At 68.7% G+C, this 25130-nt stretch carries 21 protein-coding genes; 12 read left to right on the top strand and 9 right to left on the bottom strand.

The features are described 5' to 3' along the window. Nucleotides 1–7: 7 nt before the first annotated feature. Nucleotides 8–628: a DUF6272 family protein gene (locus tag ASE31_RS11440; protein ID WP_057201761.1), complete on the bottom strand. Its 621-nt coding sequence runs from the start codon at nt 626–628 to the stop codon at nt 8–10. 193 nt (nt 629–821) lie between these two features. Beyond that, nucleotides 822–1904 carry an ABC transporter ATP-binding protein gene (locus ASE31_RS11445; protein ID WP_057201762.1) on the bottom strand — a complete coding sequence of 361 codons (1083 nt, stop codon included), beginning with the start codon at nt 1902–1904 and terminating at the stop codon, nt 822–824. 119 nt (nt 1905–2023) lie between these two features. Here ASE31_RS11445 and ASE31_RS11450 point away from each other — a divergent pair, with 119 nt between their 5' ends. The 4 genes from ASE31_RS11450 to ASE31_RS11465 all read left to right on the top strand — a co-directional run bounded on the left by ASE31_RS11450 (nt 2024) and on the right by ASE31_RS11465 (nt 7707). Next, on the top strand, nt 2024–3655 hold the full coding sequence (locus ASE31_RS11450) for an iron ABC transporter permease (protein ID WP_057201763.1): 1632 nt from the start codon (nt 2024–2026) through the stop codon (nt 3653–3655). Between the two features lie 163 nt (nt 3656–3818). Further along, nucleotides 3819–4727 (top strand): LysR family transcriptional regulator, encoded by a 909-nt coding sequence (locus ASE31_RS11455; RefSeq protein WP_057202486.1) that lies wholly within the window; start codon nt 3819–3821, stop codon nt 4725–4727. A gap of 116 nt (nt 4728–4843) precedes the next feature. After that, complete coding sequence (locus ASE31_RS11460; RefSeq protein ID WP_057201764.1) at nt 4844–6235, top strand: 8-oxoguanine deaminase; 1392 nt, start codon at nt 4844–4846, stop codon at nt 6233–6235. A gap of 164 nt (nt 6236–6399) precedes the next feature. Beyond that, the gene (locus ASE31_RS11465) at nt 6400–7707 is read left to right on the top strand and encodes a nucleobase:cation symporter-2 family protein (protein ID WP_057201765.1); all 1308 of its coding nucleotides are present in this window, start codon (nt 6400–6402) and stop codon (nt 7705–7707) included. A 72-nt stretch (nt 7708–7779) separates the two neighbouring features. On the opposite strand, the gene ASE31_RS11470 is transcribed toward ASE31_RS11465, so the two are convergent. From ASE31_RS11470 to ASE31_RS11500, 7 genes are all read right to left on the bottom strand, one after another. Continuing rightward, nucleotides 7780–8100: a hypothetical protein gene (locus ASE31_RS11470; RefSeq protein WP_057201766.1), complete on the bottom strand. Its 321-nt coding sequence runs from the start codon at nt 8098–8100 to the stop codon at nt 7780–7782. A 123-nt stretch (nt 8101–8223) separates the two neighbouring features. Next, a complete protein-coding gene (locus ASE31_RS11475) occupies nt 8224–9759 on the bottom strand; it encodes a PepSY-associated TM helix domain-containing protein (RefSeq protein WP_057201767.1) in 1536 nt (511 codons plus the stop codon). Between the two features lie 13 nt (nt 9760–9772). Continuing rightward, nucleotides 9773–11971 (bottom strand): TonB-dependent siderophore receptor, encoded by a 2199-nt coding sequence (locus tag ASE31_RS11480; RefSeq protein ID WP_057201768.1) that lies wholly within the window; start codon nt 11969–11971, stop codon nt 9773–9775. A 131-nt stretch (nt 11972–12102) separates the two neighbouring features. Continuing rightward, the gene (locus ASE31_RS11485; RefSeq protein WP_057201769.1) at nt 12103–12459 is read right to left on the bottom strand and encodes a DUF2946 family protein; all 357 of its coding nucleotides are present in this window, start codon (nt 12457–12459) and stop codon (nt 12103–12105) included. A gap of 77 nt (nt 12460–12536) precedes the next feature. After that, on the bottom strand, nt 12537–13976 hold the full coding sequence (locus tag ASE31_RS11490) for an aldehyde dehydrogenase family protein (RefSeq protein ID WP_057201770.1): 1440 nt from the start codon (nt 13974–13976) through the stop codon (nt 12537–12539). A gap of 148 nt (nt 13977–14124) precedes the next feature. Then, nucleotides 14125–15225 carry a porin gene (locus tag ASE31_RS11495; RefSeq protein WP_057201771.1) on the bottom strand — a complete coding sequence of 367 codons (1101 nt, stop codon included), beginning with the start codon at nt 15223–15225 and terminating at the stop codon, nt 14125–14127. Between the two features lie 518 nt (nt 15226–15743). After that, complete coding sequence (locus tag ASE31_RS11500; protein ID WP_007853081.1) at nt 15744–16469, bottom strand: FadR/GntR family transcriptional regulator; 726 nt, start codon at nt 16467–16469, stop codon at nt 15744–15746. 122 nt (nt 16470–16591) lie between these two features. Here ASE31_RS11500 and ASE31_RS11505 point away from each other — a divergent pair, with 122 nt between their 5' ends. The 8 genes from ASE31_RS11505 (at nt 16592) to ASE31_RS11540 (ending at nt 25109) form a co-directional block, all read left to right on the top strand. Then, nucleotides 16592–17410 carry an NAD(P)-dependent oxidoreductase gene (locus tag ASE31_RS11505; RefSeq protein WP_057201772.1) on the top strand — a complete coding sequence of 273 codons (819 nt, stop codon included), beginning with the start codon at nt 16592–16594 and terminating at the stop codon, nt 17408–17410. Between the two features lie 11 nt (nt 17411–17421). Further along, the gene (locus ASE31_RS11510) at nt 17422–18303 is read left to right on the top strand and encodes an SMP-30/gluconolactonase/LRE family protein (protein ID WP_057202488.1); all 882 of its coding nucleotides are present in this window, start codon (nt 17422–17424) and stop codon (nt 18301–18303) included. Between the two features lie 46 nt (nt 18304–18349). Continuing rightward, nucleotides 18350–19327, top strand: coding sequence for a TRAP transporter substrate-binding protein (locus ASE31_RS11515; protein WP_057201773.1), 978 nt, complete (start codon nt 18350–18352; stop codon nt 19325–19327). A gap of 82 nt (nt 19328–19409) precedes the next feature. Beyond that, on the top strand, nt 19410–19898 hold the full coding sequence (locus ASE31_RS11520) for a TRAP transporter small permease (RefSeq protein WP_007853074.1): 489 nt from the start codon (nt 19410–19412) through the stop codon (nt 19896–19898). A gap of 70 nt (nt 19899–19968) precedes the next feature. Beyond that, the gene (locus ASE31_RS11525; RefSeq protein WP_057201774.1) at nt 19969–21261 is read left to right on the top strand and encodes a TRAP transporter large permease; all 1293 of its coding nucleotides are present in this window, start codon (nt 19969–19971) and stop codon (nt 21259–21261) included. Between the two features lie 149 nt (nt 21262–21410). After that, the gene (locus tag ASE31_RS11530; RefSeq protein ID WP_057201775.1) at nt 21411–22346 is read left to right on the top strand and encodes a DMT family transporter; all 936 of its coding nucleotides are present in this window, start codon (nt 21411–21413) and stop codon (nt 22344–22346) included. Nucleotides 22347–22355: 9 nt separating this feature from the next. Then, nucleotides 22356–23471: an aldose epimerase family protein gene (locus tag ASE31_RS11535; RefSeq protein WP_057201776.1), complete on the top strand. Its 1116-nt coding sequence runs from the start codon at nt 22356–22358 to the stop codon at nt 23469–23471. Nucleotides 23472–23579: 108 nt separating this feature from the next. Then, on the top strand, nt 23580–25109 hold the full coding sequence (locus tag ASE31_RS11540) for a DegQ family serine endoprotease (protein WP_057201777.1): 1530 nt from the start codon (nt 23580–23582) through the stop codon (nt 25107–25109). The last annotated feature ends 21 nt before the right edge of the window (nt 25110–25130 follow it).

The raw sequence follows: 25130 nt of genomic DNA on the forward strand, positions 1-25130 counted from the left end.
GACGCGCTCAAATCCGTGCTTTGACGTGGAACAGCGCCGTGCGGCCTTCGGTATCGGGGCTGGGCGCAAAGCTGTATTCCAGCGGCGCACTGGCATCGCGCGCAATGGTCAGCAGGCCCAGGCCGGCGCCCTTGCTCAGCGTGTCGGTGGCGTTGTGGTCGGGGTTGCGCAGTTGCTCCCGGTAGCTTTGCTTGATCTCCTCCAGGCTCATGGCGCGCAGGGCGTCGAGCTTGTCGGTAAGCCGGGGCACGTGGGCGATGTCCACGGCGTTGCTGCAGACGATCCAGTACTGGGGTGGTCCATCGCCCTCCAGCGCGGCGGCAGGCAGGTCCTTGCCCACGCCGATGGCGCCCTTGGGGGCGGGCGCTGCGGGCACATCAGCCGCTGCCGTTGTCTGCGCGTCGTCGTCGGGCGGCACCGCATAGTGCAGGATGTTGTGCGCCATCTCCACGAAGGTGGAGAACAGCTTGCGCTTGGCCGGCCCAGAGGCATCCTCGGTGGCCAGCCGCTGCTTGAGCGAGTCGGCCGCTGCGGCCACCACGGCAGGCGTGAACTCACCGGCGTAGTAGAACAACACGCCGCAGTCCTGCGCGTTGGCCTGAAAGCGTTCGAAATCGGGGCCGTTCATGCGCCGGCTCCGGCTGGGTCCACAAGGGAAAAGGGCCGTGCCGTCTGGACGAAGGCGCCAGCGGCCAGGCGACTGGCGAGAAATGACATGCAGGAAGAACCGGTGATGCTGCGAATTGCCACCGATTCTTGCCGCCTTGCATGACGGCGCCGTGACGCTTGCGTGAAGGGGCGCCTGCTCCTGCGAACCCCTATCAGGCCGTGCCGGCCTCGGCCTCGCGGGGAAAGGTCACCACATGGTCGGCTTCGGCGCGTATGCCGATCCACTCGCCCACGGCATGGTCGTGGTGGCTGGGCACATGCGCCAGCACGCTCTGGCCGCTGGCCAGGCGCAGGGTGTACAGGAACTCCGAGCCGCGGAACGACTTGCGCACGATCTGCGCCTGCACCGGGGATGCGTCGTCGTGCACGATGTCATCGGCGCGCAGCAGCACATCGCATTCGCCGCCGGGGTAGCTGGCGGGCAGGGGGCATTCGGCCAGGTCGGTGAGCTCGCCCACCGGCGTCTGCGCCACCACGTTGTCGCCGCGCTGCACCAGGGTGGCGGGGGCGAACACGCCATGGCCGATGAAGTCCGCCACGAAGCGCGTGGCCGGGCGGTGGTACAGGGTGTAGGCATCGTCCCACTGGTGCAGCCGGCCTTCGTGCATGACGCCGATCACGTCGCCAATGGCAAAGGCCTCCAACTGGTCGTGCGTGACGAACAGGGCCGTGGCACCCGCCGCCTTGAGGATGCCGCGCACCTCGTGCGCCAGGCGCTCGCGCAGGTCCACGTCGAGGTTCGAGAACGGCTCGTCCAGCAGCATCAGCTGCGGGCGCGGCGCCAGCGCGCGCGCCAGCGCCACGCGCTGCTGCTGCCCGCCCGATAATTCATGCGGAAAGCGCTGCTCGCTGCCTTCGAGCCCCACCAGGGTGAGTACCTCGGCCACGCGCGCCGCCTGCTCGGCGCGCGGCAGGTGGTGGATGCCGAAGGCCACGTTGCGCCCCACCGACAGGTGCGGAAACAGCGCATAGTCCTGGAACACCATGCCGATGCGCCGCTGCTCGGGCGGCACGCTCACGCTGGCGCTGCTGACCACCTTCTGCGTCAGGCTGATCTGCCCGCCAAAGACAGGTTCGAGCCCCGCCACGGCGCGCAGCAAAGTCGTCTTGCCGCACCCCGAGGGGCCGATCAGCACGCCGATATCGCCCGCGCGCAGGCCCAGGGACACGTTCTGCACCGCCGCGCGGGGGCGGCCGGCATAGCGCACTTCAAGTTGGGAGACCTCTAGGAACATGGCCCCATTTTAGGTGGATGGGCTCGAATGCTTAAAATTCGCATTTGCATTTCCGAACTTCCCTGCTGCCCCGGGCGCGGGGCTGGCATGCCCTGACCCCTTTGCCGAGTCCTTTTGCCTTGCGCCGCACACCGTTTCGCTTCCTCCACACCCTTCCCCTGGTCCTGCTCGCCGGCATCCTGGTCCTGCCCGTGCTGGCGGTGCTGGCCTCGTGGCTGCCGTTCGGGCAGACCGACGCACTGGCCGGCCCCATCCTGCGCGAGATGGCTGCCACCGTGCTGCCCGGCTATGTGTGGACCACGCTGTGGCTGAGCGTGCTGGTGGCGCTGGGCGCGGCCACCGTGGGCACGGGGGCTGCGGCGGCCGTGACGCTGTTCGATTTTCCGGGCCGGCGCACCTTCGAGTGGCTGCTGCTGCTGCCCCTGGCCATGCCGGCCTACGTCACGGCCTATGCGTACACCGACTTCCTGCAGTTCAGCGGCCCGCTGCAGGTGGGGTTGCGCGCCACCTTCGGGCTCGAAGGCCGGCTGCTGCCCGAGGTGCGCAGCCTGGGCGGCGCGGTGTGGGTGTTCATCTTCTCGCTCTACCCCTATGTCTACCTGCTGGCCCGCACGGCGCTGGGCGAGCGCGCCGCCCACCTGATGGAGGCCGCGCGCCTGCTCGGTGCACCGCTGCCCCGGCGCATCCGCGCCGTGGCCTTGCCGCTGGCGCGCCCGGCCGTGGCCGCCGGCGTGGCCCTGGTGCTGATGGAGACGCTGGCCGACTTCGGCGTGGCCAGCTACTTCGGCATCCAGACCTTCACCACCGGCATCTACAAGGCCTGGCTGTCCATGGACAACCGGCTGGCCGCCGCCCAACTGGCCACCATGCTGCTGGTGGTGGTGATGGCCCTGCTGCACCTGGAGCAGCGGGCGCAAAAGCGCATGCGTTTTGCGGGCGGCCTGGGCCGCGCCGGCTCGGCCGAGGCCCAGCCCCTGGTGCTGCGCGGCGGGCGCCGGGTGCTGGCCTGGGCCGTGTGCGGCCTGCCGGTGCTCATGGGCTTTGTCGCGCCCGTGGTCTTCATGCTGCGGCCGTTGGCGGCCGACTGGTCGGTGCTGCCCTGGGGGCGCTTTATCGAGTGGGCCTGGAACAGCGTGCGGCTGGGCGGCATCACCGCCGCGCTGGCTGTGGTGGTGGCCTTGTCCCTGGCATTTGCCGTGCGCCGTAGCGCCGATGCCGTGACCCGGGGCGTGGTGCAACTGGTGAGCCTGGGCTACGCCGTGCCCGGCGCCGTCATCGTGGTCGGCCTGCTGCTGCCCGTGGGCTGGCTGCAGGCGGCCGTGCCACAGTGGGGCGTGGGTGCATTGGTCACGGCCACGGCCGTGGGCATCGTCTGGGCCTACCTGGTGCGCTTTTGCGCCGTGGCGCTGCAGTCCATGCAAAGTGGCTACGCGCGCATTCCTCAAAGCCTCGACGACTCGGCGCGCATGCTGGGCACCGGCAGCGCCGGCCTGCTGGCGCGCGTGCACTGGCCGCTGCTCAAGCGCTCCACCGCCGCCGCGGCGCTGCTGGTCTTCGTGGACGTGATGAAGGAGCTGCCCGCCACCATGGTGCTGCGCCCGTTCAACAGCGACACCCTGGCCGTGGTGGCCTACCAGTTGGCCCGTGACGAGCGCCTGGGCGAGGCCGCACTGCCCTCGCTGGCCCTGGTAGCGGTGGGGCTGGTGCCGGTGATATTGCTCAGCCGCACCTTGCGCTCCGCCAAGCGCTGAGCGCGGCTCAAAAAACTCTTCTGGCGTCGTTGCCGAGTCTTGTCGTACTACCCGTACTGCCTGCGACGCGACGCCTAGCCAGAACCGCTTCGCTGAGTTTTGTGAGCCGCTTGAAGCCGTGCCGGACGCAGCATCGCCCGGCAAACCGGGTAACCTGCGCGCCATGCACGCTCGAGTTCTTCGCTACCTCGACGAAGTGGTCCGCCGCGGTTCCATCCGCAAGGCGGCCGAGCACCTGCACGTGGCGCCCACGGCGGTCAACCGCCAGATCCTCGACCTGGAGGCCGAGCTCGGTGCGCCGCTGTTCGACCGCATCCACAACCGGCTGCGCCTGACGCCGCTGGGCGAGATGGTGCTGGCCCATGTGCGCAGCACGCTGCGTGAGCATGCGGCGCTGCGCGAGCGCATTGCGGAGTTCAAGGACGAGCGCCGGGGCGAGATCACCGTGGCCACCACGGCGGGCCTGGCGGGCTCGCTGCTGCCCTCGCTGGTGCACGATTTTCGCCAGCGCTACCCGGGCATCGCGGTGCGCATCATCGACCTGCCGATTGTCGAGATACCGGCCGCCGTGGAGCGCGGCGATGCCGAGCTGGGGCTGGGCTACGACCTGTCGCTGAAAGCCGCCCTGCGCACCCTGTCGGCCAGCGAATGGCCCATCGGTGCCGTGGTGCCGCCCAAACATGCGCTGGCGCGCATGGCCTCGGTGCTGCTCAGCGACTGCATCGGCCATGCGCTGATCCTGCCCGCGCCGCAGCTGACCATCCGCACGCTGCTCGATGAGGCCTTCGAGCGCAATGCCATCAAGGTCACGCCCGTGGCCGAATCGACCTCGATGGCACTGATCCTGCGCCTGGTGGCGCTGGGCGAGGGCATCGCCCTGCTCAACCCGCTGGACGTGATGGAAGAGCGCGCCCGCAATGCCCTGGTCTTCGTGCCGCTGCGCGACGCCCACCTCGCGCGCCAGACCCTGGTGCTGGCGGCGCGCGCCAAGGGGCAACTGAGCGCCGCGGCCGAGCTCATGGCGGCCAACATCGGCGACGCGCTGGCGCGGCTCTTTGCCACCGCACGCTGAACCCGCAGGTTCATGTGTCCACATTTTGTGGACACCCCAGGCGCAATTCGGCGCTATCGCAGATGCACTGCCGTTCCTAGACTGGCGTCATCGATTAGCGAAGAACGAGAAGCCCCATGACTACCCTGATAGCCCTGAACGCCGATGTCCTCGTCACCATGGACGCGCAGCGCCGCGAGATCCCCGATGGCGCCCTGGTGGCCGATGGCCCCGCCGTGCAGTGGGTGGGCCCCACGGCCGAACTGCCGCTGCAGTACCGCCGCATGGCGGACGAGGGCGCGGCCCGGGTGCTCGACATGCGCGGGCGCGTGGTGCTGCCCGGCCTGGTCAACACCCACCACCACATGTACCAGAGCCTCACGCGCGCCGTGCCTGCGGCGCAGGATGCGGAGCTGTTCTCGTGGCTCACCAACCTCTACATGCTGTGGTCGCACCTCACGCCCGAGATGGTGCATGTCTCCACCCAGACCGCCATGGCCGAGCTCATGCTCTCGGGCTGCACCACCACCAGCGACCACCTGTACCTGTACCCCAACGGCGCGCGGCTGGACGATGCCATCGCCGCCGCGCAGCAGATGGGCATGCGCTTTCACGCCGCGCGTGGCTCCATGAGCCTGGGCCGCAGCAAGGGCGGCCTGCCGCCCGATGCGGTGGTGGAGGAGGAAGAGACCATCCTGCGCGACAGCCTGCGCTTGATACAGCAGTACCACGACGCCTCGCGCCACGCCATGCTGCGCGTGGTGCTGGCGCCGTGCTCGCCGTTCTCGGTGACGCGCGAGCTGATGCGCGAATCGGCCTTGCTGGCTCGCGCGCACGGCGTGTCGCTGCACACCCACCTGGCCGAGAACGACAACGACGTGGCCTTCTCGCGCGAGCAGTTCGGCCTCACGCCCGCACAGTACGCCGAGAGCCTGGGCTGGGTCGGCCGCGACGTGTGGCACGCGCACTGCGTGAAGCTCGACCCCGAGGGCATTGCCCTGTTCGCGCACACCGGCACAGGCGTGGCCCACTGCCCTTGCTCCAACATGCGCCTGGCCTCGGGCATTGCGCCCGTGCGCAGCATGCGCGATGCGGGTGTGCCCGTGGGCCTGGGGGTGGACGGCAGCGCGTCGAACGACGGCGCCCATATGCTCGGTGAGGCGCGCCAGGCCCTGCTGCTGCAGCGCGTGGGCCACGGCCCGGCCGCCATGGGCGCGCGCGAGGCGCTGGAGATCGCCACCCTGGGCGGCGCGCGCGTGCTCAACCGCGACGACATCGGCGCGCTGGCGCCCGGCATGTCGGCCGACTTCGTGGCCTTCGACATGTCCGCCGTGGGCTTTGCGGGTGCGGGCCACGACCCGGTGGCGGCGCTGGTGTTCTGCACGCCAGCCAATGCCGACACCAGCGTCATCAACGGCCGCGTGGTGATCGAAGGCGGCCGCCTGCTCACGGCTGACCTGCCCGTGGTGCTGGGGCGGCACAACGCCCTGGCAAAGACGCTGTTCGAGCAGGCTGCAGCCGGCCACTGATCCCCTTCATCCACCACCAGGCTGCCTCTTCGGGGGCTGGCCTGGGCGCTGGCCGTCCATCACCGCACGCAAGGAGCGCCGACCCGCCATTCCTACCCGCCATCGCATTCCTTCACATGACGACAAGTGCCTTTGCAAAGGCCAACGGACAAGGAGACAAGACAATGGAACAACTGCTTTACAAGGTGGAAGACCGTCCACCGATGCTGGCCACGGCGGTGCTGCTGTCGCTGCAGCACCTGCTGGCAGCACTGGGCGGCATCATCGCCGTGCCGCTGGTGGTGGGCGGCGCGCTCAAGCTGCCGGTCGATCAGGTCGTGGCCCTGGTGAATGCCGCGCTGCTGGGCTCGGGCATCGTCACCATTATCCAGTGCCGGGGCGTGGGGCCGGTGGGCATACGCCTGCCCTGCGTCATGGGCACCAGCTTCGCCTTCGTCGGGGCCGGCATCAGCGTCGGGCTGGAGCATGGCGTGGCCGGCATCCTGGGGTCCTCGCTCGTGGGCTCGCTGGTGATGATCGTGGGCAGCTTCTTCATGCCGTTGATACGGCGCTTCTTTCCGCACACCGTGACCAGCGTGGTCGTGACCATGATCGGCCTGTCGCTCACGCCCGTGGCGGTGGACTGGGCGGCCGGCGGCGTGGGCGCCAGCGACTATGGCGCCGTGGGCTACCTGGCGATTGCCGGCTTCGTGCTCGCACTGGTCATAGCCTTCGTGCAGTGGGGCAAGGGCATCGTCTCGGCCAGCGCCGTGGTGCTGGGCATTGCCAGCGGCTATGTGCTGTGCCTGGCGCTGGGGCTCATCGACTTCACCCAGGTGCGCGAGGCGCCAGTGTTCTCCATCCCGCAGCCGCTGCACTTTGGCATGGCCTTTCCGGTCGCGGGCATCATCGCCATGTCCATCGCCTTCCTGGTCACCATCGTCGAGACCACGGGCACCTTCATGGCGCTGGGCGCGGCCACGCAGACGCCCATCCCCAACAAACGCCTGGCCAGCGGCATCCTGTGCGACGGCGTGGGCTCGGCTTTTGCGGCGGTGATGTCCAGCCCGCCGCTGTCCACCTTCGCGCAGAACGTGGGCGTGGTTTCGCTCACGGGGGTGGCCAGCCGTCACGTGGTGATGCTCACGGGCGTCATGCTGCTGCTGGCCGGGCTGTTCCCGGTGCTGGGCGCGCTGGTGGTGACGATTCCGCAGCCCGTGCTTGGCGGTGCGGGCCTGATGATATTCGCGATGATCGTCTCGGCCGGCATCCGCATGCTCGCCAGCAGCGCGCCCTCGCGCCGCAACAGCGTGATCATCGCCGTCTCGCTGGGCTGCGGCCTGGCTGTGACGGTGCGCCCCGACCTGCTGGTGCGCATGCCGGCCTTCGTGCGCGAGGTCTTCGGCTCGGGCATCACCGTGGGCGCGCTGGTGGCGGTGGTGCTGAACCTGGTGCTGCCGGGGCGCGAGCGCGAGGAAGACGAGCCCGCCTGACCCCGCCCACGAAAAAGCCGCCCGAAGGGCGGCTGGCTGGGTGGGGGGAAGCAGGCGGGGGCGCTTGCTTGCTCACTCGCTCCAGTCGGAGTGCTTCTCGCAGAGCTTGTTCGTCTCCTTGCCCTTGCGGGTCTCGCCAAAGGTCACGAGGTTGCCCTTGAAGTCGTCAGGCGTCTCGTTCCACATGCAGGTGCACCAGGCCTGGGCCTTGGTCTGGCCCTTGATGGGGCTCTTTTCGTCGCCGCCCTCGTACAGCTTGGCGGCGTAGCCCAGGCATTGCCGGTACTGGGCGTCGCCTGCAGGGGGCTTGTTGTAATCGGTGGCGGCCAGGGCGGACGTGCCTGCAGCCAGGACGAGAAGGGCGCCGGTGAGCGCGGTACGGATCGATTGCATGGGGGACCTCTGCCAGGTGGTTTTTGGTGTTGAAGACGGCGGGGCCCGGGTACGAACGGCAAGGCTGCTGCGTAGCACCCGGGTGTTGCACAGTGTAGCTTTGTGAAACAAAAAGTTTCAGTACTATTTTGCACCCTGCCTGGCGGCCTGCCTTGTGCCCCGCCACGGCCGCACCAGCCGTCGCCACCCCACCACCACGCCCGTGAGGCTCAGCACCGCCCCGCCCAGGCTCAGCACGATCAGCACCCCATCCCACAGCGGGCGTCGCGCCAGCAGCGGTCCCCAGTCCCAGCTGTGCAGCAGGGCGAACAGCCAGCGGCTGGCGCGGCGGTGGGTGTCGCTCTTGTCCAGCACGGCGCCGGTGTGCGGGTCGATGTGCACCCAGGTGGCGTGGGTATCGGCAAACACCACGCGCAGCACTGGCAGGGGCTTGTCGCCGCCGCCTGTCATGGTGTGCGGGGCGCGGCTGTAGTAGTGCAGGTCGTAGTCGTGCAGCAGCTCGGTGCGCGCCACCGGGTCGGGCAGCAGTCGTGCGGCGGCGGCTTGCAGCGCTTCTGGGTCCATGGCGTGGGGCCGGGCGGTGGCGGCATCGAGCAGGACCGGCGCGCCCGTGGGGCTGCCTGCCTGCACCAGCGTGTGGCCGGCCGTGCGCATCCAGCGCAGCTCCCGGGTGTTGGGCGAGGCGGCAGCCAGCAGGGCCTGAACACTGGCGGGCTGCGCGGGCAGCAGCAGTGGGCCGCCGTGCATGGCCTGCGTGCGCAAGGCCGGGGCGCCGCTGTCGAAGACCTTCCACGGGTTCATGGACATCAGGCCGCTGAAGATCCAGGTCAGCGTGACCGCTGCGAACAGCAGGCCCGAGACATGGTGCCAGCGCATCATGAAGCCCCGGTAGGGCGAGCGCGAGCCGCTCTTGTAGCGCCGTGTGAAGCGCCAGCGCATGACGCCCACCACCGTGCCGGTGACAGTCAGCACGATGCCGGCGATGGACAGCCAGTTCACGATGTCGGCCCACCAGGCATCGAAGGCATTGCCGCGAAACGGGTAGAGCCAGTGGATCCAGGCGCCCACGTAGTTCCAGCCGCGCTCGGTGCGCGTGGCGTCGCGCACCACCTCGCCCGTGGTGCCTGAGACGTAGACCTCGGTGTCCGTGGCGTCACCCAGTGCCAGGCGGAGCAGGGGGCGGTGGGCATCGAGGGCGCGCGAGTGGGTGAAGGCGTCCTCGTCCAGGCTGCCCAGGTAGCGCGGGGCGCTGCCGGGCGTGCCGGCAAAGGCCTGGGCCGATGCCGTGGCCCAGGCCGCGTCCACCCTGCGCAGCACCTGGCCGGTGCTGGCATCGACCACGGTGGCGGGACCGCGCCTGGGTGCGCCCTGCGGCAGCACCAGGTAGACCGCCCGCCCGCCGCTGGCCACGGCCAGTCGCAGGTCCGACAGGGGCTTGCCGTCGATACCTGCTGCGCGAAGGGCCTGCGCGGGCTCCAGCGCGATGGCGGCCGTGCGCAGCGGTGCCATGTGCTCCAGCCGCTCGGTGGCCGTGAGCTTGGGGTAGCCCACGTACATCATCACCACGCCCGAGACAAACCACATGGCGAAGAAGGCGCACAGCACCACCCCCGCCCAGCGGTGCACGAGGTAGAGCCAGCGCTTGGCGTGCGGCAGCATGCTTGGCCCCTGCTCAGAACGCGACGTGCAAGGTGACGTCCGCCGTGCGCGCGGCGCCCAGGTAGACCTGCGTGCTGCGCGACTCCACCGCGTGGATGCGGTCGGTGGCGTTGCGGATGCGGCCGGTGAGCGTGGTGGACCGGTTCAGCTTCCACGCCAGGCCCAGGTCCAGCAGTGTGTACGCGGGCCAGTACTGCGTGTTGGCCGCGTCCGCATAGACCTTGCCCACATGGCGCACGCCGGCGCTGGCCGTGAGGGCCGGGGTGAGTGCGTACGACACCCAGAGGTTGGCCACCGTCTCGGGCGTGTTGATGGGCGTCCTGCCGGCCAGGGAGGTGCCGCCCTGCACATAGCTCTCGTAGCGCGCGCGGGTCCGGGTGAGGTTGGCCTGCATCTGCCACAGGCTGGTCGGGCGCACACCCACCGCCAGCTCGATGCCCCGGGCCGACTGCTCGCCCACCAGCACGGTCAGCACGGGGTTGTTCGGGTCTTGCGAGGCAATGTTCTTGCGCGTGATCTGGAAGGCCGCCGCCGTGGCCGTGCCCTTGCCGTCCCAGAAATCGAACTTGCTGCCCACCTCGGCCTGGCGGCCGGTGGTCAGCGCGCTGTTGTTGGCGACGTCGGCAAACGACGCGGTGGCCAAGGAGCCCGATGGCGGGTCGGCAGCGGTCGATGCCTGGGCATACAGGTTGGCGTTGGGCGCGAAGTCCCACACCACGCCCAGGCGGCCGGTGGTGGGGTGGTAGCTGCGGCTGAAGCTGGCCGGGCTGGCAGCCGTGACGGTGCGGCGGTTGGTCAGGTCCAGGTCGATGCGCTCGTGCCGCAGGCCGGTGATGAGGTGCACGCTGGGGGCAAGCGCCGTGCGGTTTTCCAGGTACAGCGCGGTGGTGGTGGTCTTGTTGTCGCGGTCGGGGTTGAAGCCTGGCGCCATGCCCGGGATGTCGAAGAAGCGCTCGGTGGTGAACTGGTAGGGGTTCACCGTGCTCACGGTGCTGGTCAGGCTGTTGGGAAAGCGCGTCTGCCGGTTCACGCTGGCATCGAGGCCAAAGGCCCAGTCGCTCTTGCGGCCGGCCAGCGTGCCCTGCCAGGTGGCCTCGATGCGGTCGCCCAGCACCTCGTGGTCGTGGCGCTGCAAAAAGGGCGAGGTGCGCGCCACCTGGGTGTTGGCGGCGTTGAAGCGGTAGGTCTCCACGTTGCGGTAGTCGCGCAGCGCATCGTAGGCATACAGGGTGTTGCGCAGTTGCAGCGCGTCCGAAACCCGCCACTGCGCCACCGAGCGCAGCCACTGCACGCGCTGCTGGTAGATGCCATCGGCACTGTTGTAGTTCTTGAAGCGCGTGGCCGGGTCCACGCGCAGCGCGCCCAGGTTGGGGTTGAGCACAGGCGTGCCCCAGTAGGGGCGGTCCACGTCGTCCTTCTGGTACTCGTAGGCCAGCAGGTGGGTGAAGCCGCCGCCCAGGTCCGTCAGCAGCGAGGCGGCCAACTGGGTGGAACGCGAGTGCACACCCTCGACCCAGTTGCCCGCATCGCGGTGGTTCAGGTCGATGCGGGCAAAGTTCGCCGCGCCAGCGCCACCATCATCGCCGGACAGGCGCCGGTTCAGGCCCACCGACACCTCCTTGAGGTCGTTCGCGCCCAGGCGCAACTGCGCCTCGCCGAAGTTGCTGCGCTCAGGTGTCTTGGTGATGTAGTTGAGCGAGCCGCCCACCGCGCCCGAGCCGTAGAGGAAGCTCGATGCACCGCCCACGGCCTCGACCCGGTCGTAGATCCAGCTGTCCACCGCGCGCGTGGCGCTGCCGTACTGAACGGTGATGCCGTTGTACATCTGGCTCACCGAGTTGCCGCTGAAGCCGCGGTAGCTGGCGGCCATGGAGCCAGGGGCGTTGTGCGCGGTGACGCCGGGGATGGCGCGCAATATCTCCTGCGTGTCCTGCGCGCCGCGCGCGTCGATGGTGGCGCGATCCACCAGGGTGACCGATGCCGGCGTCTCGCGCGGCGTCAGACCCAGGCGGCTGCCGGTGCCCACCGGCGTGTCGAGCTGCAGGCGGCCATTGGGCTGCGGCGCCGCGTCTGTCACCTCGACGGCCTGCAGGGTGGGGGCGGGCTGCGCCTGGGCGGCCGCGCACAGCGGCACCAGGGCGAAGATGGCCGCATGCAGCGGCGATGGGGCGAAGAAGGCCGGCGTGCAAGCAGGCGAAGGGGAACGGGACATGGCTCAACTCTCTGGCAGGCAGCACGGCGCCGGGGGGCAGGGTGGCCCTGCAGGCGCGCACTGCCCGCGACATCACGGACAGGAAGGCCGCGCAGCCCTGGCGATCAGGGGCCACGCGTGTTGCGGTCAGATCAGAGAGAAGTGGGGGGCCCGCGGGCGGGCAGCGGTGCCGCGGTGATGGCGGCGATGCGCGCGGCCTCCACCGGCTGCACGGCGTGCGCCAGCGGCTGGGGCAGGGGAACCAGGGCCGGGGGAGTCGCCGGTGGGGCCCCTGCGATGGAGCACAGCGGGCAGTCCATGCCCATGCTGCCCATCTCCACGGCACCGTCATCGGTCTGCACCAGCAGCTTGATAGTGCCGGCGCCCGAGCAGATCACCTCGATGGCCTGGGGGTTCACCAGCGGCGAGGCCATGGCCACGCCCATGGACGCCACGAACCAGGCCAGCACCAGAAGGCGCAGGGCAGCAAGGGTTCGAAGGGCGTTCATGGGCCGAGATTATGCCTGCCGGCGCCGCAAAGCGAATCGGGCGCCAGGGCGCCCGATTGCTTTGCGTCAAGCCTGGATCACGCTTGCGTGTAGGCCGTCTTCACCGTGGTGTAGAACTCGGCGGCATAGCGGCCCTGCTCGCGCGGGCCGTAGCTGCTGCTCTTGCGGCCGCCGAATGGCACGTGGTAGTCCACACCGGCGGTGGGCAGGTTCACCATCACCATGCCGGCCTGGGCGTGGCGCTTGAAGTGCGTGGCATGCTTGAGGCTGGTGGTGGCGATGCCACTGGCCAGGCCGAAGGGGGTGTCGTTGGCCAGGGCCAGCGCTTCCTCGTAGTTCTTCACGCGCTGCACGCTCACCACGGGGCCGAAGATCTCTTCGCGGTTGATGCGCATGCCGGGCGTGGTCTCGGTGAACAGGGCCGGGCGCAGGTAGAAGCCGGGCGCGCCATCGGCGTTCTTCTCCAGGGCCTCGCCGCCGTAGGCGAGCTTGGCGCCTTCCTGCTGGCCGATGCCGATGTACTCCAGGTCCTGCGCCAGCTGGCGGTCGTCCACCACGGGGCCGATGTCGGTGCCGGCCTTGCGCGCGTCGTCCACCGTCAGGGTCTTCATCTTCTCGACCATGGCTGCCACGAAGCGGTCGTGGATGCCCTCGGTCACCACCACGCGGCTGCTGGCGGTGCAGCGCTGGCCGGTGGAGAAGAAGCCGCTGTTGACCGCAGCGCCCACGGCCACGTTCAGGTCGGCGTCATCGAGCACCACAAAGGGGTTCTTGCCACCCATTTCGAGCTGCACCTTGGCACCGCGCGGCACGCAGGCAGCGGCCACGCGCTGGCCCGTTCCCACCGATCCGGTGAAGCTCACGCCTGCAATGCGCTCGTCTTCGAGCAGCACCTGGCCGACGTCCGAGCCGCGGCCCATCACCAGGTTGAACACGCCGGCCGGCAGGCCCGCGCGGTGCAGGATATCGGCCAGCGCCCAGGCGGAGCCGGGTACCACTTCGGCAGGCTTGAACACCACGCAGTTGCCATAGGCCAGTGCCGGGGCGATCTTCCAGGCCGGGATGGCGATGGGGAAGTTCCACGGCGTGATGATGCCAATGATGCCCAGGGGCTCGCGCGTGATCTCGATGCCCACGCCGGGGCGCACCGAGGGCACCAGTTCACCGCCGGGGCGCAGTGCCTCGCCGGCAAAGAACTTGAAGATGGCGGCCGCGCGGCCCACTTCGCCAATCGCTTCGGGCAGGGTCTTGCCTTCCTCGCGGGCCAGCAGGTCACCCAGCTCGGCCTTGCGCGCGATGATCTCGTTGCCCACGGCGTCCAGCACGTCAAAGCGCTGCTGGGGCGTGGAAAGGCTCCACGCCGGGAATGCGGCCTGGGCAGCCGCCACAGCGTCCAGCGCCTGCTCGCGGCTGGCCACGGCGTAGTCGCCGATCACATCGCGGGTGTCCGATGGGTTGGTGTTGCGGTAGCCGCGGACGCCTTCGGTCCAGGTTCCGCCAATCAGGTTTGCATGCATGGTGTGGTGCGGGTAGTGAGAAAGTGATGGCAATGCCGAACAGGCCGCCGGCGCACCGCGCAGGCCCGGCCACTGCACAGCGCCTGCGCGGGGCAGTGCATTGTGCAGCGGTCGGTGCGCGGTGGCTGGTGGTCCATTCTGGCGTGCCTTAAAAAGCCGTGCGCACGCCGATCTGCGTGACGCCCTTCTGGCTGACGAAATCCTTGAGTCCGCCGGTGGCTTGCGACGCCGACGCATACAGGAAGGTGTTCTTGGACAGCGCATAGCGCGCGCCGACGGCGACCTTGCCCAGGGTGTCATTCTGGCCGGCCGCGTTGGCATACTTCACGCGGGTGTAGTTGGCGCCCAGCAGCACGAAGGAGCCCACGGGCACTTCCACGCCGATGGTGGTGCCGTCGCTGTGGTCCATGGCGAAGGTATTGGTGCCGGTCACGGTCAGGTTGTTGCCCGTGAAGGCGCCGTTCACCGAGGTGGTGGCCAGGTCGCGGTTGCGCTGCACGCCGCCCAGCACCTTGACCACGCCGAAGTTGTAGTTGGCCGCCACCGTGAGCGACTTGTTCACGTTGTCCCCCGTGGTGCGCGAGCGGTTCCACTCGTACGACAGCGCGCTGTTGAACGGGCCCTGGCCGTAGCTGAGCTTGACGCCGTAGAAGCGGTCGGCCGTGCCCTCGCCGGGCGCCACCTGGGCGGCGGCCTGGAAGCCGCCGTAGTTGATGCTCTGCACCTGCAGCACGTTGTCGGCACGCGGGGCGTTGAGCCACAGGGGCAGGGCCTTGCCGGCGTTGGTCACGCCCGTGCCGGGGTTCAGCGTCAGGGCGTTGGTGAACGGGTTGCTCAGGCCCATGACCGAGTCTTCCAGGATGTACTGGCGGCCCAGGCGCAACTCGCCCACCGTGGACGACGACAGCCACACGAAAGCCTGGCGCCCGAAAGCCCGGCCGCCCTGGCCGAAGGTGCCGTTGTCGGCGTTGAAGCCGTTTTCCAGCAGCACACCGGCCTTCAGGCCGCCCCCGAGATCCTCCACGGTGCGGATGCCCCAGCGCGAGCCGTTCAGGCCGTTGGTCGTGCCGTCGTTCATGGCCGTCATGCTGCCAGCGCCCGAGCGCGAGCCCGCGCTGTAGTGGCTGACGTTGACGTCGACCAGGGTGAACAGGGTCACGCTCGACTGGGCCTGGGCTGCGGGTGCAGCGGCCAGCAGCGCCGCGCAGGCGGCCAGGGACAGGTTGGAAATTTGCGTCGTCTTCTTCATGGTTTTTTGTCTCTCTCTCGTTCTCGGCTCTTGTTTTCTTCAGGGTTGATGAAAGCGGGGATGGAATGGGCGGTGGGGCTCCTCAGGGGTGGATGGGCATGGCAGGGCAGCACGCCAGCGCGGCGCGGTCAGGGGCTGTCGTGCTGAAAGGGGGCGGCCCGGGGCCGCAGGGTGGCGAAGTGCTCAGCGCCCGGTGGCTGCTGCCATCGGGGCGGGCAGATGTCTGACCTCACAAGGTCCCATGCCGATCGGCGGCGCGCATTTTGGTGAGGTCATGGACGAAGGCTCCCAGGCAATGAGGCGTGCGCTGGCGTGTGCCGGTGCTTTCGGGGGCAGGGCGGTAGCCTCAACGCGTTGATTTGTTGTATGTCATCGTACAACAAAATGCGAGCGTGGGGCCTCGGGTTATTACTGACGGTCTTGGTCCGGGGCGCGGCTCCACGCCGGCGCGGCCAGCAGCCTGCGCAGGCGCTGGGCTGAGCGTTGGAGGCAGGGTGGGGGCGTGGGCCCCCGGGGGATCAGCCGGCCTCGGCCTGGGCGCGGCGGCGGCGCTCGCGGCTGTTGGCCAGGTGGGTGCGCATGGCTGCGCGCGCGCCATCGGGGTCCTGGCCGACGATGGCGTCGTAGATGCTTTCGTGCTCGCCGTTCACGCGCCGCAGGTACTGGCGCAGGTCGCTCTGGCTGTCGCCGGCCTCGAGCCGCGCACGCGGGATGATCATGCTGCCCAGCGTGCCCATGAGCTCCGCGAAATGGCTGTTCTGCGTGGCGCGCGCAATCTCCAGGTGGAACTGGAAGTCCGACGCCACCGCGTCGCGCCCTTCGTCCACGGCCTTGGTCACGGCGTCCAGCGCCACGCGCATGGCGGCGATGTTGGCGTCGGTGCGGCGCTGCGCAGCCAGCGCGGCGGCCTCGGTCTCCACGCCGATGCGCAGCTCCAGCACGGCGATCACGTCGCGCAGCGTGCTGAACTGGTCGGGCGTGATCTTGAAGCCCGGCGCCTGCCCCAGGCCCAGCACGAAGGTGCCGATGCCGTGGCGCGTTTCCACCAGGCCCGAGGCCTGCAGCTTGGAAATCGCCTCACGCACCACGGTGCGGCTGACCTCGAACTCCGCCATGATCGCCGCCTCCGTGGGCAGCTTGTCACCCAGCGCCAGGCGCCCGTCGCGGATGCGGTCGCCCAGGGATTCAACCAGCTCCAGGGCCAGGGTGCGGGGCTTGCGGCGAAGGGCGATGGCGGTGTTCATTTCTCGGTGTTATCCCTATGTGATCGTGGGGCGCTTGGGAGTACATTGCATTCGCGTTGTACGACAACTGATGACGTGCAACAGAGCATACCGCCACTGTACCAAGAACCTCCTCGATTTCCATGCCTTGTCACCCGACACCGATCCGATTCAACCGCCTGCTGCTCACCGGTGCCGCCGGCGGTCTGGGCCGTGAGCTGCGCACCCGCCTGAAGGCCTATTGCACCAGCCTGCGCCTGTCCGACATCGCCGACCTGGGTGCCGAGGCCGCAGGCGAAGAAGTGCGCCCCGCCAGGCTGGAAGACGCCGCCGCCATCCATGAACTGCTGGCCGGTGTGGACGCCGTGGTGCACCTGGGTGGTGTGTCGACCGAGCAGCCTTGGGACGCCATCCTGCCAGCCAACATCGTCGGTGTGTACAACCTGTACGAGGCCGCCCGCAAGCAGGGCGTCAAGCGCGTGGTGTTTGCCAGCAGCAACCATGTCACCGGCTTCTACCGCCAGGACGAGGTCGTGGGCCTTCGGGACCCGGCCCGGCCCGACGGCCTGTACGGCCTGTCCAAGGCCTTCGGCGAAGACCTCTCGCGCTTTTACTTTGATCGCTACGGCATCGAGACCGTGTGCCTGCGCATCGGCTCCTCCTTCCCCGAGCCGCGCAACCGCCGCATGCTCGCCACCTGGATGAGCTACGACGACCTGGAGCGCCTGGTCATCGCCAGCCTCACCGCGCCCGTGGTGGGCCACAGCACCATCTACGGCATGGGCGACAACACCACCACCTGGTGGGACAACACGCTGGCGCGCCACATCGGCTACCGCCCGCAGGACAGCTCCGAGCCCTTCCGCGCCAAGGTGGAAGCCGCCGACCCCACGCCCGACATGAGCGACCCGGCCGTCATCTACCAGGGTGGCCCCTTCGTGCGCACCGGCCCGTTCGAGTGAGCACGACCGCCATGGAACTGCTGCTGCCCGACCACCGCGACCAGGTGGGCGAGAGCCCGCTGTGGTCTGCCACCGAACAGGCCCTGTATTGGGTGGACATCGAAGGCCGCGCGCTGCGCCGCCTGCGCTGGGCCGACCGCCAGTTGACCAGTTGGGCCGCGCCCGAGCGCCTGGCCTGCATCGCCCTGCATGCCGACGGCGGCCTCATCGCCGGCATGGACACGGGCCTCTTTCACCTGCGCCCGGCCGATGACGACACGCTGGCCTGCACCCTGGTGTCTACAGTGCAGCACCCGCAAGAGGGCATGCGTTTCAACGACGGCCGCTGCGACCGCCAGGGCCGCTTCTGGGCCGGCACCATGGTGCGCGACATGGCCCTGGCGCAGCCCGCCGGCGGCCTTTACCGCCAGGACGCGCGCGGCCTGTCGGTGCCCCAGGTCGAAGGCCTGGTCACGCAGAACGGCCTGGCCTTCAGCCCCGACGGCGCCACCATGTACCTGAGCGACAGCCACCCCAGCGTGCAGAAGATCTGGTCGCTGGACCTGCACGACGACGGCAGCCTGGGCCCGCGCCGCCTGTTCGCCGACATGCGCGAGCTGCCCGGCCGACCCGATGGCGCCGCCATCGACACCGACGGCTGCTACTGGATCTGCGGCAACGACGCCGGCATGGTGCACCGTTTCACACCCCAGGGTGTGCTCGACCGCTCGCTCAGCGTGCCGGTCAGCAAGCCCTCGATGTGCAGCTTCGGTGGGCCCGACCTCGACCTGCTGTTCATCACCTCCATCCGCCCCGGCCAGCCCCAGGGCAACGACGTTTTGCACGGCGGCGCGGTCTTCGTGACCCGCCCCGGCGCCCGCGGGCTCGCAGAAGCCCCGTACCGCACGGCCTGAAGACCGCAGCACCGCACACCCCTTTCAACCCTGGAGACAAACCACCATGAACGTTCCACACCTCATCGGCCGCGTGGCGCTGGCCGCCGGCATGCTGATCGGCAGCCTGGCCGCGCAGGCCACCGAATTTCGCTCGTCCGACATCCACCCTGAGGACTACCCCACCGTGCTGGCCGTGCGCCACATGGGTGAGACGCTGTCCAAGGCCACGGGCGGCAAGCACAGCATCAAGGTCTACGCCAAGGGCTCCCTGGGTATCGAGAAGGACACCATCGAGCAGACCAAGCTGGGTGCCATCGCCATGACGCGCGTGAACGTCGCGCCCATGAACAACATCTGCCCCGCCACCATGGTGCCCACCATGCCCTTCCTGTTCCGCGACAAGGAACACATGCGCAAGGTGCTGGATGGCACGATCGGCGACGAGATCCTGAAGGACTGCGAATCGCAGGGCTTCGTGGGCCTGGCCTTCTACGACAGCGGCGCGCGTTCGATCTACACCGTCAAGAAGCCGGTCAAGACCCTGGCCGACGTCAAGGGCCTGAAGGTGCGCGTGCAGCAGAGCGATCTGTGGGTGTCGCTGCTCGAAGCCATGGGCGCCAACGCCACCCCCATGCCTTTCGGCGAGGTCTACACCGCGCTCAAGACCGGCCTGGTGGACGCTGCCGAAAACAACTACCCCAGCTACGAGAGCTCGCGCCACTTCGAAGTGGCCAAGTATTTCAACAAGACCGAGCACTCCATGGCGCCCGAGATCCTGCTGTTCAGCAAGCGCGTGTGGGACACCCTGAGCGCCGATGAGCAAAAGGCCATCCGCGCCGCGGCCAAGGAGTCGGTGGGCTTCATGCGCAAGATCTGGGACGAGCGCGAAGAGAAATCCCTGGCCACCGTGAAGGCTGGCGGCGCGCAGATCGTGGAGATCGACAAGGCTGCATTCAAGACCGCCATGAAGCCGGTGTACGACAAGTTCCTGAAGGACCCCAAGCTGCAGGACATGGTCAAGCGCATCGACGCCGTGCAGTAAGAAAAAGCCAGAGTCTCCAGGGCCGGCGGCACAGAGAGCAGTCCGCCGCCTGCCCACTTCCAGTTGTTTTTGAATGTCCACTATGTACACGCGACTCTGCGCTTTCATTGCGCGCACCTGCCTTCAACTCGGGGTAGGGGGGCTCGTCCTGCTGGTTTGCGCGGTGCTCTACCAGGTCATCGGCCGCTATGTGTTCAACGACACACCCACCTGGGCCGAGAGCGGCGCGGTGCTGCTCGTGCTCTACGTGACCATGCTCGGCATGGCGGTGGGGGTGCGCGATGCAGGCCACATCGGCCTCGAATCCTTTCTGGTGCTGGCGCCCGACTGGCTGCGCACCAAGCTCGAACTGCTGATCCACGCGCTGGTACTGCTGTTCGGCGTGGTCATGGCCTGGAACTGCGGTGTGCTGGCCGAGTCGGTGGCGCCCTACAAGATCCCCACGCTCGGTATCTCCGAAGCCTTCAAGTACGTGCCGCCCGCCATGGCCGGCGTGCTGGTGGCCATGTTCTCGCTGGAGCACATCATCGCCATCCTGCGCGGCGTCGAGGTCGAACCCGCCTGGCACTAAGAGACTGGGAATCCTCGCCCATGCCCGCCTGTCCCCTGCACCCTAACGTCCTCATAAAGATTCCACCACCATGGCGTTGACCATCCTCTGCGTGATCTTCACGCTCCTGCTGCTGCTGGGCGTGCCCGTGGCCTTTTCGATCGGCCTGTCCTCGCTGGCCACCATCCTCTACGAAGGCCTGCCGCTGGCCGTGGGCTTCCAGCAGATGATTTCGGGTATGAACCCGTTCTCGTTCCTGGCGATTCCGTTCTTCATCTTTGCCGGCGAAATCATGATGTACGGCGGCATTGCCGACCGCATCGTCAACTTCGCCAAGAGCGTGGCGGGCCATGTGCGCGGCGGCCTGGGCATGAGCAACGTGCTCGCCTGCACGCTGTTCGGCGGCGTCTCGGGCTCGCCCGTGGCTGACGTGTCGGCCATGGGTGCCGTGCTCATCCCGCAGATGAAGAAAGAGGGCTACCACGCCGACTACGCGGTGAACGTGACCACCCACGCCTCGCTGGTGGGCGCGCTCATGCCCACCTCGCACAACCTCATCATCTTCACGCTGGCCGCTGGCGGCAAGGTGAGCATTGCCGCGCTGATCCTCGCTGGCATCGTGCCCGCGCTGCTGCTCACGGTCTGCAACCTGGCGGCCGCCTACCTCGTGGCCGTCAAGCGCGGCTACCCCGCCGGCACCTTCCCCGGCTGGGAGATCGTGTGGATCTCGTTCCGCGCCTCCGTACCCGGTCTGGCCGTTGTGGTCATCATCATCGCGGGCATTTTGTCGGGGGCCTTCACGGCCACCGAGTCGGCGTCCGTCGCGGTGCTGTGGGCGCTAGTACTCTCGGTCTTCGTCTACAAGAAGCTTACGCGCGAGCAGTTCCTCAAGGCAGCCTCCAAGGCCGTCAAGACCACGGGCACCGTGTTGCTGCTGATCGGCATCTCGTCGATGTTCGGCTACCTGATCGGCCTGTACGGCGTGGCCGAGCTCACCGGCGAGGCACTCAAGTCCATGAGCACCTCGCCCTGGGTCATCTTCCTGAGCGTGAACATCATTTTGTTCATTCTGGGCACCTTCCTGGACATGGCGGCCACCATCCTCATCTGCACGCCGATCTTTCTGCCCATCTGCCAGCAATTCGGCATGAGCACCGAGCAGTTCGGCATCGTGATCCTGATCAACTGCGCGCTGGGCCTGAACACGCCGCCCGTGGGCACCACGCAGTTCATCGGCTGCACCATCGGCGGCATCTCCGTGGGCGAGGTGATGAGAACCATCTGGCCGTTCTACAGCGCCCTGATCGTCGCGCTGATGCTGGTGACCTATGTGCCGCAGTTCTCCATGTGGCTGCCGGACCTGGTTCTCAAGGGTGGTGGGTGAAGCGCAGGGGGCCCGGCGGCGAGGCCGGGTCTCCTGCGTCTTTTTGTCCTCCACTGACCGATAGCATCCACGAGGCGCCTCCGGGCGCCTCTTGCCTTTTTGGGCGCCCCTGGGCGCCTCGTTTCCTTTTTTGACTGAGAGATTTCCGCATGGGGGCAGTTTCCCGATTTTCCGACCGCAGGGTCGTCGTGGCCGTGGCACTGCTGTGCTGCCTGCTCTGGGGCAGCTCCTACCCCGCCATCAAGACCGGCTACGCCTGGTTCGGCATCGCCAAGAGCGACGTGCCGACCCAGCTCGTCTTTGCCGGCTGGCGCTTCGTCGGCGCGGGCCTGGTACTGCTGGCCTGGGCCCTGGCCAGCGGCCGCAAGGTGGTGGCCCTGGGCCCCGGCTCGGCGCGCCAGCTGGTGGTGCTGGGCCTGGCGCAGACCGCGCTTCAGTATGTGTTCTTCTACGTGGGTGTGGCGCACACTACCGGCGTCAAGGCCTCCATCATGAACGCCACGGGCACCTTCTTCAGCGTGCTGCTGGCGCACTGGGTCTACCACAACGACCGCCTGAGCCACGCCAAGCTCTGGGGCTGCCTGGTGGGCTTTGCCGGCGTCATGGTGGTCAACCTGGGGCGCGGCACGCTCGACCTCGATTTCACCCTGCTCGGCGAAGGTTTCGTCGTGCTCGCCGCCCTGGTGCTGGCCGCTGCCAGCATCTACGGCAAGCAGCTCTCGCAGCGCATGGACTCGGTCGTCATGACCGGCTGGCAACTGGCCATCGGCGGCGTGGCCCTGCTGGCCATGGGCTGGGGCGCGGGCGGGTCGCTCACCGGCTTCACGCCCGCATCCACCACCTTGCTGGTCTACCTGGCTCTGCTGTCCTCGGCCGCCTTCTCGCTGTGGAGCCTGCTGCTCAAGCACAACCGCGTGAGCCAGGTCACGGTGTTCAACTTCACCGTGCCGGTGTTCGGCGCCGGGCTGTCGGCCCTCTTCCTGGGCGAGGCGCTGTGGGAGTGGAAGAACCTGCTGGCACTGGTGCTGGTGTGCGGGGGGATCTGGCTCGTCACGCGCGATGCGCCTCCTGCCGGGAACAAATAGACTCGTCATATGGCCCACCTCCTTCACCGCGACGCATTCCAGCAGACCCTGCACGGCCAGCGCACCGACCTGTTCACCCTGCGGGGCGAAGGCGGGCTGCAGGTCGCCATCAGCAACTACGGCGCGCGACTGGTGCAGATCGCCGTGCCCGACGGGCAGGGCGGGCTGGTGGATGTGGCGCTGGGCTATGACAGCCTGCAGGGCTATCTGAACGGGCAGCTCTCCATGGGCGCGCTCATCGGCCGCTGGGCCGGGCGCCTGCGCCAGGGGCAACTGGCGCTGCCCGGCGGCACCCTGACGCTGCAACTGCCCACCAACAGCGGCCCGCACCACCACCATGGCGGGCCGCGCGGCAGCCGCTTCCAGGTGTTTGCGGTGGACCAGGTGCAGGGCGACGCCATCACGCTGAGCCATGTGTTCCGCACCGAGGACGATGGCGTGCACGGCACTGTGCGGCTCACGGTGCGCATTGCCGTCACGCCCGACAACGCGCTGCAGATGGCCTGGACCGCCGAGGCGGCTGACGCGCCCACCATCGTCAACATCACGGGCCATGCCTTCTTCAACCTGGCCGGTGCCGGCAGCACGCACCGCCACCAGTTGCAGGTGCCGGCCAGCCGCTATGTGCCGCTGGCGCTGGACCTGTGTCCACTGGGCCAGCTCGATGGCGTGCAGGGCACGGCGTTCGATTTCCGTGAACTGCGCACGGTGGGCGAAGCTATTGCACAGCACGGCGACCAACTGGCCCTGGCCGGCGGGCTCGACCATTACCTGGTGCTCGACAGCGGGGTCTCGGCCCGCGCGCCGTTTGCCCTGCCGGCCGGCAGCCCCGGCCTGCGCCTGGCCGCGCGCCTGCGCGAGCCGGTGAGCGGCCGCAGCATGCAGGTGTGGAGCACGGCGCCCGGCGTGCAGGTGTACGCAGGCCACGGCCTCAAGGCCGACCCGGCACGCGACCTGGGGCGGGGCGGCGAAAAGGACCCGAATGGCTGGCTCTGGCAGCCCGGCGATGGCATCTGCCTGGAGCCCATGGAGTACCCCGACGCGCCCAACCACCCCGCCTTCCCCATGCGCTGGCTGGCGCCGGGCGTGGTGGAGCATGGGGCTATCGTGTACCGGTTTCTCTGAAGCGCGGGGCAGCGAAGACCGTGCCGTCCGCCTAAGTTTCGCCTAAGTGTCGGTGCCGACACTGTCTTCCATCACAGCAAATCTCTTGCTAGGAAAGGCAGATTCACCATGAACACCTCCAGCTTTGTCGCATCCACCCCCCGCCGCCTGATTGCCGCGCTGGTGGCCGCAGGGGCCTTGGGCGCCGCGAGCGTCGGGCTCATCAGCGGGCACCAGGCGCGGGCCTCGGCACCTGCGCCCGCGCCCCTGGTGGCGCAGCAAGCCGCATTGCCTGCGGGAACGGCCCTGCCCAGCTTTGCGCAGATCACTGCGCAGAACGGGCCGGCCGTGGTCAACATCAGCGTGACCGGCAGCACCCGCGGCGCCCAGGCCGGTGGCGATGACGACGACGAGCGCCCCACTGCGCGCCAGCAACGCCAGGCGCCCGGCATCGACCCCGATGACCCGTTCTACGAGTTCTTCCGCCGCTTCGGCGTGCCTGGGGCTGGCGGTGGCGCGCAGCCCAACGTGCCCACGCACGGCCAGGGCTCGGGCTTCATCGTCAGCGCCGATGGGCTGGTGCTGACCAATGCCCACGTGGTCAAGGGCGCAAGCGACGTGACCGTGAAGCTCACCGACCGGCGCGAGTTCCGCGCCAAGGTGCTGGGCTCGGACCCCAAGACCGATGTGGCTGTGCTCAAGATCGAGGCCAAGAACCTGCCCACGGTGCGCCTGGGCAGTACGCGTGACCTGCAGGTGGGCGAATGGGTGCTGGCCATCGGCTCGCCGTTCGGCTTCGAGAACAGCGTGACGGCCGGCGTGGTCAGCGCCAAGGGCCGCTCGCTGCCCGACGACAGCCTGGTGCCCTTCATCCAGACCGACGTGGCGGTGAACCCCGGCAACTCGGGTGGCCCGTTGTTCAATGGGCGCGGCGAGGTGGTGGGCATCAACTCGCAGATCTACAGCCGCTCGGGCGGCTACCAGGGCGTGTCGTTCGCCATCCCGATCGAGCTGGCCGACAAGATCAAGGAGCAGATCGTGGCCACCGGCAAGGTGCGCCATGCGCAGTTGGGTGTGGCCGTGCAGGAGGTGAACCAGGCGTTTGCCGAGTCCTTCCAGCTCGACAAGCCCGAGGGCGCGCTGGTGGCCAGCGTCACCAAGGACAGCCCGGCCGACAAGGCCGGCCTGCAGGCGGGCGACGTGATCCGCCAGGTGGACGGTCAGCCCATCGTGGCTTCGGGCGACCTGCCGGCTTGGGTGGGCCAGGCCCAGCCTGGGCAGAAGGCGCGCCTGTCGGTGTGGCGCCAGGGCAAGCCGCTGGAGCTGACCGCCACCCTGGGCGACGCCAGCGACAAGGGCAAGGCCGTGGCCAAGGCCGACGAGGCCACGGGCAAGGGCCAACTGGGCCTGTCGCTGCGTCCTCTGGATGCCGATGAGCGCCGCGAGGTGGGCGTGAGCGCTGGCCTGGTGGTCGAGCAGGCGCGCGGCCCGGCCGCCGCTGCGGGTGTGCAGGCGGGCGATGTGCTGCTGGCCATCAACGGTGCGCCGGCCAAGGACATCGAGCAGGTGCGCGCGGCCATGGCCAAGGCGGGCAAGTCGGTCGCTCTCCTGATCGAGCGCAACGGAGACAAGATCTTCGTCCCGGTGCGACTGGGCTGATCGTTCCGCCGTGAAAGGGGC

Source organism: Acidovorax sp. Root217 (assembly GCF_001428645.1).
Lineage (GTDB): Bacteria > Pseudomonadota > Gammaproteobacteria > Burkholderiales > Burkholderiaceae_C > Acidovorax.

Coding starts and splice junctions, on each gene's coding strand:
- ASE31_RS11440 (WP_057201761.1), bottom strand. CDS start 628: ATGAACGGCCCCGATTTCGAACGCTTTCAGGCCAACGCGCAGGACTGC.
- ASE31_RS11445 (WP_057201762.1), bottom strand. CDS start 1,904: ATGTTCCTAGAGGTCTCCCAACTTGAAGTGCGCTATGCCGGCCGCCCC.
- ASE31_RS11455 (WP_057202486.1), top strand. CDS start 3,819: ATGCACGCTCGAGTTCTTCGCTACCTCGACGAAGTGGTCCGCCGCGGT.
- ASE31_RS11460 (WP_057201764.1), top strand. CDS start 4,844: ATGACTACCCTGATAGCCCTGAACGCCGATGTCCTCGTCACCATGGAC.
- ASE31_RS11465 (WP_057201765.1), top strand. CDS start 6,400: ATGGAACAACTGCTTTACAAGGTGGAAGACCGTCCACCGATGCTGGCC.
- ASE31_RS11470 (WP_057201766.1), bottom strand. CDS start 8,100: ATGCAATCGATCCGTACCGCGCTCACCGGCGCCCTTCTCGTCCTGGCT.
- ASE31_RS11475 (WP_057201767.1), bottom strand. CDS start 9,759: ATGCTGCCGCACGCCAAGCGCTGGCTCTACCTCGTGCACCGCTGGGCG.
- ASE31_RS11480 (WP_057201768.1), bottom strand. CDS start 11,971: ATGTCCCGTTCCCCTTCGCCTGCTTGCACGCCGGCCTTCTTCGCCCCA.
- ASE31_RS11485 (WP_057201769.1), bottom strand. CDS start 12,459: ATGAACGCCCTTCGAACCCTTGCTGCCCTGCGCCTTCTGGTGCTGGCC.
- ASE31_RS11490 (WP_057201770.1), bottom strand. CDS start 13,976: ATGCATGCAAACCTGATTGGCGGAACCTGGACCGAAGGCGTCCGCGGC.
- ASE31_RS11495 (WP_057201771.1), bottom strand. CDS start 15,225: ATGAAGAAGACGACGCAAATTTCCAACCTGTCCCTGGCCGCCTGCGCG.
- ASE31_RS11500 (WP_007853081.1), bottom strand. CDS start 16,469: ATGAACACCGCCATCGCCCTTCGCCGCAAGCCCCGCACCCTGGCCCTG.
- ASE31_RS11505 (WP_057201772.1), top strand. CDS start 16,592: ATGCCTTGTCACCCGACACCGATCCGATTCAACCGCCTGCTGCTCACC.
- ASE31_RS11510 (WP_057202488.1), top strand. CDS start 17,422: ATGGAACTGCTGCTGCCCGACCACCGCGACCAGGTGGGCGAGAGCCCG.
- ASE31_RS11515 (WP_057201773.1), top strand. CDS start 18,350: ATGAACGTTCCACACCTCATCGGCCGCGTGGCGCTGGCCGCCGGCATG.
- ASE31_RS11520 (WP_007853074.1), top strand. CDS start 19,410: ATGTACACGCGACTCTGCGCTTTCATTGCGCGCACCTGCCTTCAACTC.
- ASE31_RS11525 (WP_057201774.1), top strand. CDS start 19,969: ATGGCGTTGACCATCCTCTGCGTGATCTTCACGCTCCTGCTGCTGCTG.
- ASE31_RS11530 (WP_057201775.1), top strand. CDS start 21,411: ATGGGGGCAGTTTCCCGATTTTCCGACCGCAGGGTCGTCGTGGCCGTG.
- ASE31_RS11535 (WP_057201776.1), top strand. CDS start 22,356: ATGGCCCACCTCCTTCACCGCGACGCATTCCAGCAGACCCTGCACGGC.
- ASE31_RS11540 (WP_057201777.1), top strand. CDS start 23,580: ATGAACACCTCCAGCTTTGTCGCATCCACCCCCCGCCGCCTGATTGCC.